The 17,376-nt window shown below is 31.6% G+C and carries 13 protein-coding genes; 8 read left to right on the top strand and 5 right to left on the bottom strand.

All coding sequences use genetic code 11. The annotated features are described in order from the left end of the window. Positions 1 to 10 precede the first annotated feature (10 nt). Together HXZ69_RS05010 and HXZ69_RS05005 are read left to right on the top strand one after the other, a co-directional pair. Positions 11 to 511 carry a DUF4184 family protein gene (locus HXZ69_RS05010; protein WP_286495246.1) on the top strand — a complete coding sequence of 167 codons (501 nt, stop codon included), beginning with the start codon at positions 11 to 13 and terminating at the stop codon, positions 509 to 511. A gap of 32 nt (positions 512 to 543) precedes the next feature. Beyond that, positions 544 to 750, top strand: coding sequence for a hypothetical protein (locus HXZ69_RS05005; protein ID WP_286495245.1), 207 nt, complete (start codon positions 544 to 546; stop codon positions 748 to 750). 41 nt (positions 751 to 791) lie between these two features. Here the strand turns inward: HXZ69_RS05005 and HXZ69_RS05000 are convergent, their stop codons facing one another. The 3 genes from HXZ69_RS05000 to HXZ69_RS04990 are packed head-to-tail and all read right to left on the bottom strand — an operon-like array spanning position 792 to position 3,784. Further along, positions 792 to 1,859, bottom strand: a complete 1,068-nt coding sequence (locus HXZ69_RS05000) for a diphosphomevalonate decarboxylase (RefSeq protein ID WP_125350010.1) — start codon at positions 1,857 to 1,859, stop codon at positions 792 to 794. Positions 1,860 to 1,873: 14 nt separating this feature from the next. After that, positions 1,874 to 2,875, bottom strand: coding sequence for an NAD-dependent epimerase/dehydratase family protein (locus HXZ69_RS04995; RefSeq protein WP_221856494.1), 1,002 nt, complete (start codon positions 2,873 to 2,875; stop codon positions 1,874 to 1,876). A gap of 6 nt (positions 2,876 to 2,881) precedes the next feature. Further along, positions 2,882 to 3,784, bottom strand: coding sequence for a CorA family divalent cation transporter (locus HXZ69_RS04990; RefSeq protein WP_286495244.1), 903 nt, complete (start codon positions 3,782 to 3,784; stop codon positions 2,882 to 2,884). A gap of 216 nt (positions 3,785 to 4,000) precedes the next feature. Between HXZ69_RS04990 and HXZ69_RS04985 the strand changes: the two genes are divergently transcribed. From HXZ69_RS04985 to tyrS, 3 genes are all read left to right on the top strand, one after another. Further along, the gene (locus HXZ69_RS04985) at positions 4,001 to 7,144 is read left to right on the top strand and encodes a SusC/RagA family TonB-linked outer membrane protein (RefSeq protein ID WP_286495243.1); all 3,144 of its coding nucleotides are present in this window, start codon (positions 4,001 to 4,003) and stop codon (positions 7,142 to 7,144) included. Between the two features lie 18 nt (positions 7,145 to 7,162). After that, positions 7,163 to 8,647: a RagB/SusD family nutrient uptake outer membrane protein gene (locus tag HXZ69_RS04980; protein ID WP_286495241.1), complete on the top strand. Its 1,485-nt coding sequence runs from the start codon at positions 7,163 to 7,165 to the stop codon at positions 8,645 to 8,647. Between the two features lie 161 nt (positions 8,648 to 8,808). Then, entirely contained in the window at positions 8,809 to 10,104 is a 1,296-nt protein-coding gene (gene tyrS / locus HXZ69_RS04975; RefSeq protein WP_280050042.1) for a tyrosine--tRNA ligase, read from the top strand. Between the two features lie 74 nt (positions 10,105 to 10,178). Here tyrS and trpA read toward each other — a convergent pair whose 3' ends face one another. Continuing rightward, complete coding sequence (gene trpA / locus HXZ69_RS04970) at positions 10,179 to 10,946, bottom strand: tryptophan synthase subunit alpha (RefSeq protein ID WP_286495240.1); 768 nt, start codon at positions 10,944 to 10,946, stop codon at positions 10,179 to 10,181. A 2-nt stretch (positions 10,947 to 10,948) separates the two neighbouring features. After that, complete coding sequence (locus HXZ69_RS04965) at positions 10,949 to 12,154, bottom strand: endonuclease/exonuclease/phosphatase family protein (protein WP_280050609.1); 1,206 nt, start codon at positions 12,152 to 12,154, stop codon at positions 10,949 to 10,951. Between the two features lie 91 nt (positions 12,155 to 12,245). On the opposite strand from HXZ69_RS04965, the gene HXZ69_RS04960 reads away from it, so the two are divergent. The 3 genes from HXZ69_RS04960 to HXZ69_RS04950 all read left to right on the top strand — a co-directional run. Next, positions 12,246 to 15,002 (top strand): carboxypeptidase regulatory-like domain-containing protein, encoded by a 2,757-nt coding sequence (locus HXZ69_RS04960; RefSeq protein ID WP_286495239.1) that lies wholly within the window; start codon positions 12,246 to 12,248, stop codon positions 15,000 to 15,002. Positions 15,003 to 15,029: 27 nt separating this feature from the next. After that, positions 15,030 to 16,415 (top strand): DUF5689 domain-containing protein, encoded by a 1,386-nt coding sequence (locus tag HXZ69_RS04955; protein ID WP_286495238.1) that lies wholly within the window; start codon positions 15,030 to 15,032, stop codon positions 16,413 to 16,415. Between the two features lie 524 nt (positions 16,416 to 16,939). After that, positions 16,940 to 17,376, top strand: a 437-nt coding sequence (locus tag HXZ69_RS04950; RefSeq protein ID WP_502875736.1) for a transposase family protein, incomplete at its 3' end; no start/stop codon positions are given.

The raw sequence follows: 17,376 nt of genomic DNA, 5'->3' as shown, positions 1-17,376 counted from the left end.
TAAAACCTAAATGCCACTAACTTTTTGCCATCCAGCAATTGTTCTTGCGCTAAAAAAGCTAAAATCGAATTGGTTTTCGATGACGGGATTAATCATTGGTTCGATGTTGCCAGATTTAGAATATTTCTCTCGAATGGAGATTGTAGCGACGTATAGTCATTTGTTTTGGGACGTTTTGTATTTTGATTTACCAATTGCTCTTATTTATTGTTACGTTTTTCACTTATTTGTCCGAAATGTTTTAATTCATCATTTACCTTATTTTTTTAAAGAACGATTTGCTCAATTCCTAATTTTTGATTGGATTGATTATTTCAAAAAACATTGGATAATCATAATTCTCTCAATTATAATAGGAGCTTATTCGCATCTTTTTTGGTATACTTTTACTCACGAATGGGGATTTTTTGCGAAACATGTTCACGCTCTACAGGAAACTTGGGTACAAATTCCTTTCAATAATTTCGAAGTAAAAGGGTATAAATTTTTACAACATTTTAGCAGTTTTTAGGTGCAATTTTTATTGCTTTTTGGATTTATAAAATGCCAAAACAAATTCTTCCTAATACTAAACTTGATTACATTTTTTGGTTAAAAGTAGTTCTATTTACAACAATTATTTCCGCAATACGATTTGTTTTCTTTCCTGTCGAAATTGCTTTAGGAAATATTATTGTTGTTATCGGAATGAGTATTTTTTTGAGTTTGATTATTTTTGGGTTAATGGAGAAACTATTAATAAAAAAATAAAAGGTTATCAAATAATTGACAACCTTTTATTTTAGAAGTGATTAAAAACTCACTTTATCTTTTATATAATTTCCGTTTTGACAGAATTGTTTCAATTCATTTTCGATGAAAATTTCAATAGCTTCCGCATCTTGCGAAGGATACAATAAATGTACATTTGCGCCAGCATCTAATGTGAAATACAAATGATTTCCTGTTTCACGACGGAACTCCCACAATTTTTCTAAAGCAGCAACTGTATTTGGTTTCATCAAAATAAATGCAGGATTCGACATCATCATCATGGCGTGCAATGTCAAAGCTTCATGTTCTACCAATTCTCCAAACGCTTTGATATCGCCAGATTTTAAAATTGGTAATAAAGCTTTTAAGTTTTCATTTGCTTCCACAAAACGACGTTCTGCATACGGATGTCCATTCATTAAATTGTGACCAACAGTAGAAGAAACCGATTTTTGACCTTCGTGAATCAATAAAATGGTATCATGAAAAGTTTTGAAAACATCATGAATTTCGACATCTGGATATTTTGTTCCAAATAAATCTGAACTACCTTCGATAAAATCATTTTCTCCCCATTCAACCAAACCTTTGTAAACCGAACGACAAGCACTTCCAGAACCTAAACGAGCCAAGAAAGAAGCTTTTTTCTTGGCGTCTTCTTCTGATAAATTTGCGCCAAGAATATTCTCAATTTGAACTAAACATAATGCCATTGCCGACATTCCAGAAGCTGAAGAAGCAATTCCAGAACTATGTGGAAAAGAATTATGTGTGTGAACTTCAAATTTGAATTGATTCAAAAATGGAATGTAAGCCGTAATTCTTTCGAAAAAAGTAATGATTTTTGGAGTAAAACTTTCTTTCAATTCACCTTCTAAATAAACTTCAACTTCGAAAGCATCCGATGTTTTTGGCGAAAATTTTAATTCAGTTTCTGTATAGCTATTGGTTAACGTATAACTAATTGAACTATTGGTTGGAATTTGATTTTTCTTTTTTCCCCAATATTTTACCAACGCAATATTTGATGGACTTTTAGCAGAAACGCTTCCTGATTTTAATTCCGAAGCAGTTGTTGAAAGTGTTGAAATGAATTGTTGTTCCATAAAACAAAAGTAAACTATTTTGTAGAATTCAGCTTTTGAAAGCGTTTATAATGATAATCAATTGCTTCTTTGATTGGAATAAATTCGTATTGAAGCAAATTTTTAACTTTAGAATTGTCGTATTTGGTATAAGTTGTCAACGAATAATAATTCGCTTTTGTCATATATTTTCCACCAAAGATTCGACTGAAAATAGATAGATTTTTAATAATTTTCAAGGTTGAATTCGAAACATTTTTGACTGAACGTTTGCTATTGATCGAAACAAGATCAAATACTTCTCGGTAACTTTTATTTTCAGAAATTACCACAAATTTTTGATTGTAAACTTGTTGATTAATTAACTCTAAAAAAATCTTCACCACATCGCGTACATCTACAAATCCTGTTCCGCCCGAAGGAGCATAATCGCTTTTTGATGAATTTTGTTGAAACAAACTTTCGCTTGCACGTTTAGTATCCAAAGTTCCGATGATTACACCAGGATTTATAATAATAACTTTAATACCTTCTTGTGAAGCACGCCAAACTTCCATTTCTGCTCTAAATTTTGAGATAGAATAAGAAGAATGCGTCAAGCCATTATTCCAACCAGAACGTTCGTCAATCATTTTAGTTGCTGGATTCAAATCATCCATCGAAGCAATAGAGCTGATGAAGAAAAATTCTTTCACGCCAGAATCAATCGCTTCATTTACCAAAGTCTCAGTTCCTAAAATATTCGTATTGAAAATTTCTTCTTCTTGACGTTCATCAAACGAAACAAAAGCTGCAGCGTGATAAATTGTTTCGATCCCGTCTAATAAATTCGGAAGTTCAGTTACATCCAACAAATCACCATCAATCCAATGAATAAATTGATAAAACTGTAAAGCGTTTTGTTCTGCAAAGAAATTTTTGATGATTGCTGTGTTCGATGTTTTTCGTTTTAAGGCACGAATAGGTTGTTGCTTTTTTGCCAATTCTACCAACAAATGCGCGCCAACCAAACCTGTTCCTCCCGTTACGAAAATCATACTGAATTATAAATATTTTTTTTTCTTGAACCAAAAGTAAATAAAAATTACCACTAATAACATGACAAGTAAACAAATTGGATAGCCTAATTTGTAATTTAACTCGGGCATGAAATCGAAATTCATTCCATAAATTCCAGCGATAAAAGTTAAGGGTAAGAAAAATGCTGAAAAAACGGTAAGCGTTTGCATGATTTCGTTAGATTTCTGTCCATTTAACGAAAGATAAATTGTTAACAAACTTTGTACATCATCTACAATTTGCGAATGCAAGTGTAACATTTTTACGTTTTCTTCGTACAAATCCTGTGATGAACTTGTCTTTTTGTTATCTGCGCGATATTCTTTCAGTGCTTCAAGCGTATAATCTAATATTTTTTTGCAAGCTGTAGCTTCTCGTTTGATTTTATATAAGGTAGGAAGTTTAATTTTTCTGAAATCATCCGTAAAAATTAAATGTTCGAGTTGATTGACTTCTTCGTCCATTTGATATGCTGGTTCTTCATATGTTTTGATGGTTTCGGAAATAATACGATACAAAATTCCTTTGATAATGATTTTAGAAGGATCAGTATTAGCTAAATATTTTTTCTGAATTTTCTCGAAAATATCCGTTTCCTTTTGATGAACAGTTACAATAAAATCTACTCCGATGTAAATACTGATTTTGTGACTAAATTCTCGAACAGTGTTTTTCAACATACGGTGTTCTTTATCAAAAAAACGAATTAACAAAAACGAAACTTTTGAATCATCTGATTCATATTTAGGTAAATGTCCAGGCTCCAAACTATCTTCAATCGTTAATTTCTGAAAACAATATTTTGTAGCAATTTCATCTAACTCAATTTTTGTTGGATTTTGTAAATTAATCCATTTGAATTTTTCATTCTCGAAAAGTGTTTGCATGACGATTAGATATTGATTATAATAATACAAAAATATTATATTGTTGAGATTAATTTTATTTATTGATTTTTCATTAAATAGGTGTTATTGTTAAAAATAATTTATTTTATTTAACAATAATTGAAAATATTACTTTATAATGTAAAAAAAACATTTTTTTTTTTTTAATCATGTTAAAAAATGTTAATATTGTATTAAAATAAACTATAAATACACATGAGAAAAAAATTGACTTCTTTGTCATTGTTAGCTTTTCTTGGGTTGAGTACAGCAGTATTTGCTCAAACAAAAGGAACAGTGAATGATGCAAATGGTTTTCCTGAAGCTGATATTGAAGTTTCAGTAAAAGGAACTGATAAGGTGGCTTATACAGATGAAAATGGAAACTTTGATATCGACGCAAAAGTTGGTGATGTTTTATTAATTAATGGGACAGAGTATATTGTTACAAATGCAAATTTAGGAGTATTAAAACCTAAAAAGACTGATACAGTAGATCTAGAAGAAACTGTTGTCACTGCTTTTGGAGTTCAGAAAAAAGAAACAGTAGTTGGTTCTATTGGTACTATAAAATCAGAAGACATAGAAAATAGACCAATTTCAAACGTTGCTAAAGTTTTAGATGGTTCTGTTTCTGGGGTGCAAGTTTCTACAGGTTCTGGACAACCAGGTTCTGGATTGAGTGTGCAAATTCGTGGTGTAAGTTCATATACATTGTCTTCTACTCCATTATATATTGTAGATGGTGCTGTATATACAGGGAGTTTACAGGATTTGAATCCAAATGATATTGAGTCTTTGACGGTATTGAAAGATGCTGCCTCAACATCATTATATGGTTCATCAGCTGCGAATGGTGTTGTTATGATTACATCTAAAAAAGGTAAGAAAGGTAAAGGGGCTTTTAGATTTTCTTCTAATACAGGAGTTGTCTCTAGAGCAATCCCTGAATACTCAAGAATTGGAGCTGGAGATTACTATGTGACAGCTTGGGAAGCTATGCGAAATGGAGTTTTAGGAACTACTAATAGTGCAACAAAACTACCTTACACATTAGCAGAGGCAAATGCTTATGCAAACTCTTCTTTAATTAAAGATAACTTAAAAAATAATATTTACGGAGTAGCTAATGATAAAGTTGTTGTAGATGGTAAATTGACAGATGCAGCAATGTTATACAACGACTTTGATTGGCAAGATTATATTTCAAGAATTGGTACTTTTCAAAAGTATGATGTAGATTATTCGGGAGCAACAGATAATACTTCTTATTATGCTGGTTTTGGGTACTCGAAAGAGACAGGTTATGTGATTAAGTCTGATTTTGAACGTTATACTGCTAAGACTAGTATTGATAGTCAAGTAACAGATTGGTTAAAATTAGGAACGAATTTATCTGGTAGTTTAGTGAAATCTACATTAGCAGATGACGGAGGTGGTTCGTCATATATTAATCCATTCTGGTTTACTCGTGCAATGGGGCCAATCTATTCTCCATTCTTATATGATGCAAATGGTAAAAGAGTTTATGATTCTTATGGAAATCCGTTATATGATGGAAATGATTCAAGAGGTAGAGGTGCATCAGCTAGTTCAGGACGTAATGTTTTACAAGAAACATTATTGAATAATAATAGACAAGATACTAATGCTATAAACTCTAGATTTTTTGCAGAATTTAAAATTATACAAGGGCTGACATTTACAACAAACTTAACATATGATGTAAGAAATTACACTTATAAAGAGTATGGTAATAAAGTAATTGGAGATGCAGCAGGAACAGCCTCTTTAGGATTAACAACTTATAAATATACAGGGGTTACTTGGAATCAATTATTAAACTATAAAAAATCAGTAGGGTTACATAATTTTGATGTTATTCTTGGTCATGAATCTTTTGATAGAAAAGTAGATTATGGTTATTTAAGAAAAATTGGAGAAACAGTTTCAGGAATTTATGAAATGTCAAACTTCTTGACACCAACGTCTTCATCTGGATATAATTATGTAATTAGAAAAGAAGGGTATTTTGCTCGATTAAATTATGATTTCAGTAACAAATATTTATTATCTGGATCTATACGTATAGATAAATCATCTAGATTCTCTGATCAAAATTATCAAGGAACTTTCTGGTCTGCAGCAGCAGGATGGAATATACATAAAGAAGCTTTCTTAGCTGGATCTTCTGTTGTTAATGAATTAAAATTAAGAGCTTCTTATGGGCAAGTTGGTAATGATGGAGGAATTGGTGCAGAGCCTGGTTATCAAGTGGATTTAGATCTTTATTCATTAGGTTACAACAATGGAGGTGAGTCGGGAGTTTATCTTGGTCAAGTAGGTAATCCTAATTTAACTTGGGAATCTAAAAATTCTTGGGATTTTGGATTAGATTTCTCTTTGTTTAAAAGAAGAGTATCAGGATCTATTGAATATTATCTTCAAGATATTAATGATATGATTTTTGCAGAACCAGTACCTAATTCTGCTGGGGTTCCAGGAAACTCTATTTATAGAAACATCGGAAAGATGCGTAATAGTGGTTTAGAATTTTCATTGAATTTAGGGATTGTTCGCAATGATAAATTTTCATGGGATTTAGGTTTGATTGCAGCACACAATAAAAATGAAATGATTAAAATGCCAAAAGGTAAAGATGATGCAATTATTAATGGTACAAAACGTATTGCTGAAGGTAGATCTTTATATGAATTTTGGTTACGTCAATGGTACGGAGTAGACCCTACTGATGGAGCTGGTTTATTTATTCAAGATCCTGATAAAGCATCAGATGGAAACTCTAGAACTGTAAATGGAGTTTTAATGACGACTAATCAAAATAATGCGTTGTACGCTTATTCAGGAACTTCTAATCCAGATATTTACGGAAGTGTTACAAATACATTCAAGTTTGGTAATTTTGATTTATCTGTAATGTTAAACTATCAATTAGGAGGAAAAACGTATGATGGGAATTATGCTTCTTTGATGAATAGTTATGCGCAAGGTCAATCTCAACATGTTGATATTTTAAATGCATGGAAAAAACCAGGAGATATAACTTCTGTTCCTATTTTAAGTTCAGCTAATGCTAGTGCAGTAGGAGCAGCTTCAACAAGATGGTTGGTTAAATCTGATTATTTAAACATCAGAAATGCTCAAATCGGATATAACTTTGATAGAAAAGTATTAGATACCGTTGGATTAAAAAACTTTAGAGTTTATTTAGCAGGAGAAAATTTATATGCTTGGACAGCTAAAAAAGGTTTGGAACCAACACAATCTTTCAATGGTACAACGACATATCGTTATACACCTTCAAGAACTGTAAGTTTAGGAGTTAATGTATCATTCTAATCTAAAATTTAAAAAAAAATGAAAAAAATTAAAATTTTAATATCAGCATTAGTTGTATCGTCTCTGTTTTTTACTTCTTGTAATGATGACTTTTTAGATACAACACCATCTTCATCTGTAGGAGATCAAACTATTTATTCTTCGGCAGATAACTTAATGGCAGCTATTAACGGTATGCACCGTAATATGTATGTACGTCAAAACTCTTCTCAAGGTAATAATGGATATACAGCTCAATTAATTATTTCTGATGTGATGGGAGAAGATGTTGTATTTCCAAGTGTGGGTAATGGATGGTTTAGAGACGAAATTAGATGGATTACTCAAAATAATACAAGTTCAGGAACAGCTTCATATCCATGGACATTTTGGTATGGGATGATAAAAAATGCGAATAATATCATTACTTATGGACCAGCTGCTTCAGGAGATCCTTTGTTAAGAGATAAGGCTATTGGGGAAGCTTATGCATATAAAGCATTTGCTTATTTTCAGTTAGTACAAACATATGGTAAAAGATATGTTGCAGGAGACACTAATGCTAATGATGGAATTGTCTTAAGAGATGATCCTACAGAAGTGACACCTAAAGAAAGAGCAACTGTAGCAAAAACTTATGAAGCAATTTGGGAGAATCTTAATAAAGCTGAAACTTTATTAACAGGAAAAACAGCTGCAAATAAATCACATTTTTCTGTAGCAAATATTAAAGGTTTGAAAGCTCGTGTAGCATTAGTGCAACAAGATTATACTAAAGCGGCTCAATTTGCGAAAGAAGCAAGAGGGGTATTGACACTTATGACTCAAACTCAGTATAAAGCTGGTTTTAATGATTATACGAATCCAGAATGGATGTGGGGTGTTAAAATTATTTCTGATCAGACAGATTATTTTGGAAACTTCCATGCGTACATGTCAAGAAATTATAACTCAACACAAATTAGAACAGCTCCTAAAGTAATGAATACGAAATTGTATAATGCATTTCCTTCTACTGATGTGAGAGTACAAGTTGTGGATCCGACAGGAAAACATACAAGTTTAGGTTTGCCATCAAAATATTCGTTATTTGCTTATACATCTCAAAAATTTCTATCAGAAAGTACTGCGTCTTCATTAGGCGATGTGCCATTTATGCGTGTAGCTGAAATGTATTTAATAGAAGCAGAAGCATTATATAAGTTAGGTAAAGAAGCAGATTCGAAAACAGTATTGTCTACTTTAGTAAAGGCAAGAGATACATCTTTTACAACATTTACAACTACTGGAGATGCGTATTATCAACAAATCTTATTGAATAGACGTTTAGAGTTGTGGGGAGAAGGATTTAGGTTCTATGATTTAAAACGTTTAGGGCAAAAACTTGATCGTACTGGAGCAAATCATAATACAACTGTTATTAATAATGTGTATACAATTGAGGCATCAGACAATAGATGGCAGTGGGTAATTCCTCAAGCTGAGATAAACTCAAATCCATTATTAAAACAAAATCCATCATAACATTTTTAATATAATTTATCCTCATTAATTATATACTTAAAATAGAGGTTTTCCATTAGGAAAACCTTGATTTTTTATATCCAAAAATCTCTATTATAATCTACTGAAAAATCATAACTTTGTACCTTGTAAAAATTAGATAAAAAATATATTAAAATACTATGAATCCATTAATTGAAGAATTGACTTGGAGAGGACTGGTTCACAATATTATGCCAGGGACAGAAGAACAACTAAATAAAGAAATGACTTCTGGTTATGTAGGTTTCGATCCTACAGCAGATTCTCTTCACGTGGGAAGTTTGGTTCCTATTTTCTTATTGGTTCATTTGCAACGTCACGGTCATCGTCCAATCGCCTTGGTTGGTGGTGCAACTGGTTTTATCGGTGATCCTACTGGTAAAGCAGCAGAGAGAAGTTTATTAGACGAAGAAACATTGAATAAATATGTTGCTGGAATTAAAGCACAATTGTCTCGTTTCTTAGATTTTGATACGAATAATGGAAATTCAGCTTTATTGGTGAATAACTATGATTGGATGAAAGATTTTTCGTTCATCGATTTTGCACGTAATGTCGGAAAACACATTACTGTAAATTATATGATGGCAAAAGATTCTGTAAAATCTAGACTATCTTCTGAATCGAATGTCGGAATGTCTTTCACAGAATTTACATATCAATTGATTCAAGGATATGATTATTTACATTTGTACAAAGAATTAGGTGCAAAATTGCAAATGGGAGGTTCTGATCAATGGGGAAATATTACAACAGGAACAGAATTAATTCGTCGTACAGTACAAGGTGAAGCTTTTGCTTTTACTTGTCCATTAACAACTAAAGCGGACGGAACTAAATTTGGGAAATCGGAAGGTGGTGAAAATATTTGGTTAGATAAAAACCGTACTTCTCCTTATAAATTCTACCAATTTTGGTTAAATCAAGCGGATGCTGATGCTGAACGTTACATCAAAATTTATACGTTCTTAGAAAAAGAAGCGATTGATGATTTAATCGAGCGTCATCGTCAAGAGCCACATTTACGCGAATTACAACGTAAATTAGCAACTGAAATTACAATTTTAGTTCATGGTGTTGAAGAATTACGCAAAGCAGAAAAAGCATCTCAAGTTTTATTCGGAAAATCAACTTCAGAAGATTTGAAAGAATTAGATGGAGATACTTTCTTATCAGTTTTCGAAGGTGTGCCTCAAGCAACTATTGCAAAAACTGATATCGAAGCGGGATTGGATATTGTTACTGCTTTAGCAGAAAAATCAGGCTTCTTAAAATCAAATTCAGAAGCGCGTCGTGAATTAAAAGCAAACGCAATTTCTGTAAACAAAGAAAAAGTAGCGGAAGAATTTGTATTAACAACAGAAAATTTAATTGCTGATAAATATGTTTTATTACAAAAAGGTAAAAAGAATTATTTCATCTTAATTGTTGAATAATTTTTTAGATAAAACATTTCCAAAATAAAAAGCAAGCTAGAAGAGCTTGCTTTTTTGGTTTGAAAACTATTTTTTTATCTCAATTCTGAAAGATAATCTTTAATTGCTCCAGAAAGATTTCCATTCGAATTTTCTAAAACACGTAAAAAAGCACTTCCGATAATTGCTCCATCTGCGTAATTCCAAGCTTTTTCTACATCAGCTTTTGTCGAAATTCCAAATCCTATTTGATGTGGTTTTGTTAAACCTAAATTTTTAACATTTGACAAAAAATCTTCATTATAATTAGATTGTGTAGCACCAGTTGTAGCTGAACTCGAAACGATATAAACAAATCCAGAAGTTGCATCATTAATCTCTTTAATGCGTTTTTCTGTTGTTAAAGGTGTAATTAAAAATGTAACTTTTTGATCGTATTTCTCAAATAATTCTTTGTGTTGCGTCAAGTAAATTTCGTACGGCATATCAGGTAAAATCAAGCCTGAAACTCCACTTTCTTGACAGTTTTGTAAGAATTTTTCTAATCCGAATGTCATTACTTGATTGTAATAACCCATCAAAACAATTGGCGAAGATATTTGATTTTGAACCGATTTTAATTGCTCAAACAAAATGTCCAATGTCATTCCATTTGCTAACGCTTTTTCACTTGTAGCTTGTATTGTTGGACCATCAGCTAAAGGATCAGAATATGGAATACCGACTTCGATAATGTCAACATTATTTTGATCTAATTCTTTTAAAATAACAGGGGTATCCGATAAATTCGGATACCCAGCTGTTGTGTATATTGTAATGAGGTTTTTATTTTTTTGACTAAATAATTGCTCTAATTTGTTCATTTTTATTTTGCTTGTTTTAATAAGATTGTATAGACTGGAAAGTGGTCAGAATAACCGTTTGCACGATAAGTATCGCCGCTCCACATACGGTTAGGGAAGCCTTTATACGCACCTTCTGTTGCTTTTAAATAATCTTTGTTGTAAATTTCAGTTTTGAAGATTTTATACGTTGAATAATCTTTATTTTTTGTAACCAATGATGAAGTTGAGATAAACTGATCAAATAGATTCCAAGCATCACGATAAGCTAAAGTACCAACACCTTTTTTATATAAAGGTAACATAGGATCGTAATATCCGTTATCCGAAACTTTAGCAATTTCTCCAGCCGGATCAAATGTATTTTTAATACTTGGAGAAATAGGATCATCATTAAAATCACCCATTGCAATTACTTTTGCATTTGGATTTTTAGATTTTAACTCATCAAAAATTCCTTTCATCACCTTTGCTGCTTCCATACGAGCTGGCATCGAAACTTTTTCTCCACCACTACGAGAAGGCCAGTGATTCACTAAAAAAGTGATTTCTTCACCGTCTAATAAACCTGTAACTTGTAGAATATCACGCGTATATTTGCGTTTACCTTCAGCATCATAATTGAAAATTGGATGAGGTCTTGCATCAATAACCTTGAAACGAGATTTTTGATACAATAAACCTGTATCAACTCCACGAGCATCAAACGAATTGAAATGAACAACACCATAATCGTATTTTTTCAAAGCAGAGCTTTTTGCTAAATCTTCTAAAGTTTCTCTTGTCTCGATCTCACAAATACCTACGATTACTGGAGCAGAGCCTGTAACATCTGCGCCTAATTCGCTAATAACTTTTGAAATATTATTGACTTTTTGGAAATATTTTTCTGTATTCCATCTTTTATTTCCGTTTGGTAAAAATTCTTCTTGAAGAATTAATGGACGGATAATTTTCTTTCCTTTTATATTTTCGTACGTATAACTTTGTTTGAATTCTTCTGTTTCGTACTTCGATATGTCAGATTCTGCAATCTGAATGTGATAATTTTTGTCATTAAAAGGTAAAGTTCCATTTACATATCCAACTGATTTTATGGTGTCAAAAAGATTTTCAACATTGTAAAAGGCTACAGTTGCACTTGAATATTTGCTTTGAGCTTTAACATTTAACGTTAAGAATAAATTAAAAATTATTAATAAAGTTAAAGATTTATTAATTTTAAACATATGTTATTAATTATGAATTTATTAAATTTGTTGTCCTATTTTTTCTGATGAAGGAAATAGAGAGCTAATTTATAAATAAAAATTCGTTTGAATGAACAAATTATTGTTAAGTCTTTCAGTCTTTGCTGCAACTGTCGCTATGGCGCAGGCGCAAACAAAGGTTACTGGGGTAGCAAAAAATGCTGCTACAGGTGAAGAGGTTTATAACCTCACTGTACGTTTGGACGGAGGAGCAGTAAGCGATGCTGCTATCACCGATCGTATAGGTTATTTTCAGTTTGTAGATATTCCGGATGGAACATACAAATTACAAGTTTATGGCGTGGGCTATGACCCATATGAAAAAGAAATCACTGTAACAGGGCAAAAAGAGCTTGACTTAGGTGATATTAAATTAACATTTAATCCAAATACAGCAGAAGTTGGAATTATTACATTAACAGATGATGAATTATCTGATGATGAAAGTTCGACAGCTTCAAATTCAGGACTTTTACAATCTTCGCGCGATGTTTTTGCTCGCGTTTCTGCGTACGAATTAGGTTCGTATTGGTTTAAACCAAGAGGTTTAGACAACAAATATAATGACGTATTATTTAATGGGGTTCGTATGAACAAAATGGATAATGGTCGTGCAACTTTTAATAACTGGGGAGGTTTGAATGATGTAACTCGTCGTCCAGATGAGTTAACATACGGAATCGAACCTTCTAATTATGCTTTTGGAGATTTAGGAGGAGTTACAAATTTTGATACTCGACCTTCAACAATGCGTAAAGGAGTAAGTTTGGCTTATTCTAATACAAATCGTTCATACAGAAATCGTGTAATGGCAACATACAATACAGGATTAATGGATAACGGTTGGGCATTTATGGTTTCAGGAAGTAGACGTTGGGCAGATGAAGGTATTATAGAAGGTACTTTTTATGATGCATATGCTTACTATTTAGGTGTTGAGAAAAAGTTTAATGAAAAACATACCTTAAACTTTACAAGTTTTGGTGCGCCAACTCGTCGTTCTACAGGTTCACCTAATACGCAAGAAGTTGTTGATTTAAAAGGTATTTACTATAATTCTTATTGGGGATGGCAAGATGGTGAAAAACGTAATGAACGTGTAAAGAAAACTTTCGAGCCTATTAATATGTTGACGCATCATTGGAATATTAATAATAAATCAAAATTAACGACAACTATTTCGTATCAATTTGGAAAAGAAAGTGGATCTCGTTTAGATTGGTTTAAAGCAAATAATCCTTCACCAACATATTACCGTAATATGCCGAGTTACTTAGCTTTTAATGGAGCGTCTGCTGATGCAATCGCAGAAAGAGAGCAATTATGGAGAAGTGGTCAAATCTCTCAGTTAGATTGGGCAAGTATGTATCGTGCGAATGAAAATAGTACGACAGGAAGAGCGGCTTATTGGTTAACTGCAGATGTTAATGAAGATAAAACAGCTACGGCTTATACTAATTTTCAAACAGAATTAACTTCAAATATAGATTTAACAATTGCTGCATCTTATCAAAATACAAAATCTAAATTGTATCGTGAGATTCAAGATTTATTAGGTGCACAATATGTATTAAATGTAGATGATTTTAATGTGACGACAAATTTACCTGTTAATCATTTTTATAATTTCAACTTATTGGATCCTGATTATGTTGCTAAGAAAGGAGATAAACAAGAGTATTACTACGAAATTAATCGTGATTATGCAGATTTATTCGCGCAGTCTAAAATTAAATCTAAATACTTAGATGTTACTGTTGGAATGAAAGCTGCTTTAACGAAGTTTTACCGTGATGGAAAGTTCCAAAATGAAATGTATAAAGACAATTCTTATGGAAAGAGTAAAACATATGATTTTGTAGACTTTGGTGTAAAATCTAACTTTTTAGTAAAATTAGATGGACGTAACTTTATTCAAGCAAATGTAATGTATCAGACAGAAGCACCAACTTCTGATGAGATTTTTCCAAATGCACGTCTTAATGATGTAACTGTTAATGGAATTGAAAGTGCTAAAATATTTTCAAGTGATTTATCTTATATTTTAAGAGCTCCACGTATCAAAGCTCGTGCGACGGCTTTTTATACTAGAACAAAAGATGAGATAGAGAAGGCTTTTGGATATATTGATGGTGTTTCGGATCAAATTTTTGTTTCTGAGGTGATGACAGGTGTTGGAAAAGAATATTTAGGAACTGAGTTGGCTGTAGAAGCGCAAGTTTTACCAGTTCTTACAGTTTCTGCTGTAGCTGCTATTGGACAATATGTATACAAAGACAATTCTGATTATAACCTATATTCTGATGAATTCGGGATTAATGGAATTCCTTACAAAAATTATGGAACTGCTTATTTAGAAAACTATAAACTTGCTTCTGGACCTCAATCAGGATTTACTTTAGGTGCTGAGTATCGTGATCCTAAATTTTGGTGGGTTGGTGTTTCTGGAAACTATTTAATGAACAATTATGCAGACCCTGCTCCTTTTAGAAGAACAATTAATTTTATTACCCAAAACGGGGTTCCAGTTAACGGAGTAACAGAAGAAGGGTTGAAAGAAGTTTTGAAACAAGAGAAGTTTAGTGATGAGTTTATGTTGAATATCAATTTAGGGAAAACGTTCCGTATTGGTAAATATTCAGCAGGGATTTCAGGAACAGTAAATAATGTACTGAATAATAAAAACTATGTTACAGGAGGTTTTGAACAAATGCGTACAGGTAATTATAATAATGCAATTGATAAAAACTACCAACGTATGTTTGGTTCAAAAATGTTCTACGGAATGGGAACAACTTATTTCGCTAACATTTATTTCAGATTTTAATTTTATTAACAACGAACACAATTTAAAATGAATACAATATCAAAATTAACAATAGCTGGTGTTTTAAGCTTAGGTTTATTTACAGCGCAATCTTGTGTGCAAGATGATGATTATGCAACACCTCCAATTGAATGTAATTTACCAAGTCCTAATATTTCTTTGGCTGATTTAGTTTCTAAAGTAACTGCTGGATCTATAAAATTAGATGCTAATAAAGCAATAGCAGAAGATTTAATCGTACAAGCATATGTTATATCTAGTGACGAAACGGGGAATTTTTTCAAAACGATTTCTTTACAAGATAAAGTTGAGAACCCTACAACAGGTATCCAAATAGAAATTGACGGAAGTAATTTATATAATTCTTATCCATTGGGAGCGCAAGTACAAATTAATTTGAAAGGGTTAATAGTTGCGAATGATCGTGGAGTAATGAAAATAGGTTCTGTAGATCCACAATATACTGTTGGTCGTATTCCAAGTGCTGTCATGTCAACTTATATGATTAAAACATGTGAAGCAATCCAAACGATTAAACCAAAAGTTGTTTCTTCATTAACAGATGCTTTAAAACCTGAAAATCTAAATACATTAGTAACGATAGAGGGAGTTCAATTCAGTGATCCTGATGGAGATAAAACGTATGGGGTTTCAGGTGCAACAGTGAATAGAGTGATTGTGGATAAAAAAGGAAAAGAAACAGATTTACGTAACTCTGGCTACGCAACATGGTATGCAGATGTTTTACCTAAAAAAAGCGGGTCTATTACAGTAGTAGTTTCTCGATACAATTCAACTTATCAAGTATTTATCCGCGATACAAAAGATGTAAAATTCGATCAACCTCGTTTTGATGTAGGTGGAGGCCAAAATCCAGGTGGAGGAAATAATACAGAAGCTGCAAACTTGTTATTCAAAGGTGCTGATTTCAATGTTTGGGCTGACTTTTTATCTTCTATTAACTCTTTTGGCTTAGTGAAAGATACCTATGCAACTAGTGGAGTTGGGGTTGGTAGAGATAATACAAATGCATTACTTTTAAAAGGAACACCAAAAGCAAATGATTATGTATTTACAACTATTGTAAATAATACAATTCCTGCAACTCCAAAGAAAATTACATTTTATGTAAAAGGAACATCTGGAAAATCATTGTCACTAAATGTGTATAAATCTGATAAAAAATACGTAGTATATAATGTAGGAGATTTATCGAATGCAAATGTATCTTTATCTCCAACTGATGCAAATCAATATACAGGTAAAATTGATACTAAAGGCGAATGGGTTCTTGTGACTCTAAATATTGAAGGAGTAGATATTCAAAAAACTGCTGGTGAAAATATTTTTGCACTAAAAGTAGGAAAAGATGAAGCTTATGATTTAGTTATCGATAATATTAAAATTGACTAATTAATTAGTTTCAATACTATAATAATTAAGGCAACCACTTGGTTGCCTTTTTTGTTTTTATTAGGTTAACAAATTCCTAAATATTCTTCATTTTTTAAAGTGATTTCATATTCTGAAATGTATAAAATTCAAATAAAAATTATCTGTTAATACATATTGATTTTATTTAATTCAAAAAAAATTAACATAAAATCAATTTTAATTTTATTAAAAAAAGTTAAAAAAAGATTTATTAATCATTTAATAAGTAGTTAAAAATAGATAATAGATAAAAAAAAGTAAATTATGTCTTATTTAGATAAAATGTTAATTATATATCATTTTGTTTTTTTCTCTAAAAAATAATGTTCAGATTTGTTACCCTATTTTATAAAAATAAGACTATGAGGAGAATTGGATATCCTAACAAAACTTCCGTAGTAAGAAAAGATATAAGACACCCGTTGTGCATTTTGATTACTAAATAATAAAGTTGTTCATTTGATTGAAAATCAGTAAATTGCTTTAACCACAAAACATTTACAATGAACAACTTACTTGCAAATTATGAAAGAATATTGGAAGTTCTACGAAAAATTTCCACAGATACACTTTTAATTTATCAACGTAGAAGACCTAAACTTTTTGATTTAGAACTCATAAGTCTTGTTTTAACAGCTGAATTTATGGGTATTGATAGTGAAAATCATTTATTTCGAAATCTTCCTAAAGCGCTAAGTTGTAAAATTGAGCGTAGTATTTACAATCGTAGAAAACGAAGATTATCAGAGCAAATTAATAGTATTCGACTTAAATTAGCGAAAGAATTTAATGAATTTGAAAATTGTTTTATCGTTGATAGTATGCCCTTGGAGGTGTGTAAAATAGCAAGAATTAATCGCTCTAAAATTTGCAAAGAACATCAGTACAGTGCACCAAATAGAGGTTTTTGTGCTTCTCAGCAAATGACTTTTTATGGCTA

Source organism: Empedobacter sp. R132-2 (assembly GCF_030324375.1).
GTDB lineage: Bacteria > Bacteroidota > Bacteroidia > Flavobacteriales > Weeksellaceae > Empedobacter > Empedobacter falsenii_B.
This window is presented reverse-complemented; position numbering and strand designations above follow the sequence as displayed.

Bases quoted from the DNA above. Each gene is read 5' to 3' on its own strand.
- HXZ69_RS05010 (WP_286495246.1), top strand. From the start codon at position 11: ATGCCACTAACTTTTTGCCATCCAGCAATTGTTCTTGCGCTAAAAAAG.
- HXZ69_RS05005 (WP_286495245.1), top strand. From the start codon at position 544: ATGCCAAAACAAATTCTTCCTAATACTAAACTTGATTACATTTTTTGG.
- HXZ69_RS05000 (WP_125350010.1), bottom strand. From the start codon at position 1,859: ATGGAACAACAATTCATTTCAACACTTTCAACAACTGCTTCGGAATTA.
- HXZ69_RS04995 (WP_221856494.1), bottom strand. From the start codon at position 2,875: ATGATTTTCGTAACGGGAGGAACAGGTTTGGTTGGCGCGCATTTGTTG.
- HXZ69_RS04990 (WP_286495244.1), bottom strand. From the start codon at position 3,784: ATGCAAACACTTTTCGAGAATGAAAAATTCAAATGGATTAATTTACAA.
- HXZ69_RS04985 (WP_286495243.1), top strand. From the start codon at position 4,001: ATGAGAAAAAAATTGACTTCTTTGTCATTGTTAGCTTTTCTTGGGTTG.
- HXZ69_RS04980 (WP_286495241.1), top strand. From the start codon at position 7,163: ATGAAAAAAATTAAAATTTTAATATCAGCATTAGTTGTATCGTCTCTG.
- tyrS (WP_280050042.1), top strand. From the start codon at position 8,809: ATGAATCCATTAATTGAAGAATTGACTTGGAGAGGACTGGTTCACAAT.
- trpA (WP_286495240.1), bottom strand. From the start codon at position 10,946: ATGAACAAATTAGAGCAATTATTTAGTCAAAAAAATAAAAACCTCATT.
- HXZ69_RS04965 (WP_280050609.1), bottom strand. From the start codon at position 12,154: ATGTTTAAAATTAATAAATCTTTAACTTTATTAATAATTTTTAATTTA.
- HXZ69_RS04960 (WP_286495239.1), top strand. From the start codon at position 12,246: ATGAACAAATTATTGTTAAGTCTTTCAGTCTTTGCTGCAACTGTCGCT.
- HXZ69_RS04955 (WP_286495238.1), top strand. From the start codon at position 15,030: ATGAATACAATATCAAAATTAACAATAGCTGGTGTTTTAAGCTTAGGT.